At 44.5% G+C, this 2488-nt stretch carries 1 pseudogene; it reads left to right on the top strand.

Annotated elements, in window-relative coordinates:
* Positions 1-2361: pseudogene (locus ACO4PX_RS09865) on the top strand (hypothetical protein); the annotation flags it as partial.
* Between the last annotated feature and the right edge of the window lie 127 nt (positions 2362-2488).

Here is a 2488-nt window from a genome sequence, read left to right as displayed (position 1 = left end):
TCTGCCCACTTAGGGGAATTGCTTACCGCGGGAGCAAATGATGGCTATTCCGTAGATGAGGATGGACGTTGGGTAGAGAATGGAAAGCCTGTTTATGAGCAGGGCAAAGGGCTTCTCTCCAAGGAAGATGGACAACAGGTTGCGGGAGTAAGCCGTAGTATTCCGGAAGTCCTAGGGGTAAATCGTAGCAGCTCCGGCGGTTCCGGCAGGTCATCAGGGGGAAGCTCCGGAAGGAGTTCCGGAAGCGGTTCAGGCAGTGTAAGCAATTCTACAAACAGTCAACAGTCTTCGACAGAAAAGCAGAAGGAGGACGCGGAGAAGAAGGCTCGGGAAGAAAAGGAAAAAGAAGAGCAGGAAAAGAAAGATCAAGAAAAGAAAGAGCAAGAAAAGAAAGAGCAAGAAGAGCAGGAGAAAAAGGAAGTCTTTTCCGCATTGGAAAGAGAGCATAGCGGAGTAGTGAATCTGGGCTTTGATAAATATCTTGTGCTTTCCTTTAAAGAGGGACGCCCCGAGGATTACAAGGTAGAGGTGGATGGAACCGATATTACCAAAGCGTTAACGCCCATTGATACTGCCGGAAAGCTTTGGAAGTGGGAAAGCACGGTAGTTTCTCCCAAGAATCTGACGATTTACAAGAAAGATGGCGGAGAAGAAAAGGAGATTCTGTCTTTAAATGCCGGAGAGGCCAAGGCGGCACCTGCAAGCTCCTTCGAAAGCTCCGGGGATCTGTCTTTAGTCATAAAGGGAAAAGTTACGAAGGAAGAGTTAAATTATCCCTCCGTACAAGCAGGTAGGGAAAGAACCAAGGAAAGTAGAACTACCTTTGACCTAAGTGAGCAAGAAGAAAAGGGAATTCCTATTACCTATTATTTTAAAGCCTTTCCGGTGGATTATAAGGGGGAAAATAATGGAAAGCCCATCAAATATGAACTACTTGCTGAAACAGAGGAACAGAAGAAATGGTTTGAAGGTATTGATTCTATTTCCTCTTTGAGTGAAGGCAGTATTTACGGCTTGGGAAATAAAAATGCCTCTTTGCAATTTACGAAGGAAGCGGTGCATAAGACCAGGCATGGAGAGCTTGGTGTTGTGAATATTCCTGCAGGACAGGAGAACCTAAGGAGCAAGGGCTGGTATCAGATAAAGATTCACTCCTCCTATGATGACAGTACATTGACTATTCCCTTGGAACTGGTTTCTCAGGATAAGTTGGTGTTACAACAGGCTCCGGAGAGCAGCACCCCGAAACAGGGTGAGACTATTCGCTTTATGGCAGAGGTTCCGGGAAGAATGTATCTCAGTGAGTTTGGAGAACCCTCCTCAAAATTAGTTTTAAAAAAGCCGGATGGTAGCAGTCAAAATCTGGAATATCTTAAAGACTTTTACTATTATGATGGGGCATTACTTCTTTATGGAAAGAGAAAGGACGAAGAAGGAAGTCTTCTCACCGATCAGGCAGGACAATATGTGCTTACGGTAAAGCTAAACGGATATGGAAAGATCAAGCAACGCTTTGAGGTTTTTGCCGGAGAAGCCAAAGAAGAGCAGGATGAAAAGGAAGAGAAGGCAAGAAAGAGAGACGGGGAAAAAGACCGTGGCAGCTTTGATGCTATTTCCCATGCTACCTCTAGAGAAGTTCTTACGAAGAAAAAGCCGAATCTTTCCGATTTGCCAAAGCTTGGAGAAGGAGAGGATAAGTATTTAGCCCTTTCCTATGATCTTTTAAGCAATGCCCTATTGCTTAGAGAGCTGGGAATTTCCAATCCGGATGCGGATCTAGTGGCAGCTCGTTTCCTTCGTTCCAGAGGGGACAAGTATTTTCTTCCCGAAGGAGGAGATCAGTTCTACGATTTTACCGGATATTTTGCAGCCTACAAAGAAAAAACGGCAAAGAGCATTGTAAGCTTTTCTCCGTCAGAATATTTGAAAACGGCAGAAGCCATCAGAAAAGTTCCTTCTTCTCTTTATAGAGTCCTGGAGGACGGCTCTCTGTCCAAAGAGTTAAGAACAGAGTATCTTACCGGAGCTAAGCCGCCGAAATTTAAAGGTGGAGTGGCAAAGCCCGGAGAGGACATTGTGTTAGAGACCGAGGATAGAGAGTATTTGAAGGAAGGAGAGATTAAGGCTTACTTAGACAAACAAAGCTTTACAACAGAGATTAACTCTTCTTCCATGGAGATATTGGAAGAAGAGGGAAAACTGGTGATTTCTCCTAAGGCCTTTAAGGGAAAGGCAGAGGGAAAGCATACGCTGATTCTGGTGCGTGAGGGCTATCAAACCCTGGAGCTTCCCTTATCCTTTGAAGAAGCGGTAGAGAAGCTTCCGGAAGAAAGGGTCAGTGCTTCCAACCTGTCTTCTTAATAAAGAAGGACATTTGCTTAAGACACGGAAGCCGTATTATGGAAGGAATTTTCAGTTCTACAGTGATTAGCAAGGGGCTGTAAAAAATCAAAATAGTTTTCTAAGCAATATAGGTCTAAATTTGGGG

It is taken from the genome of Oribacterium sp. (assembly GCF_057249185.1).
This window is presented reverse-complemented; position numbering and strand designations above follow the sequence as displayed.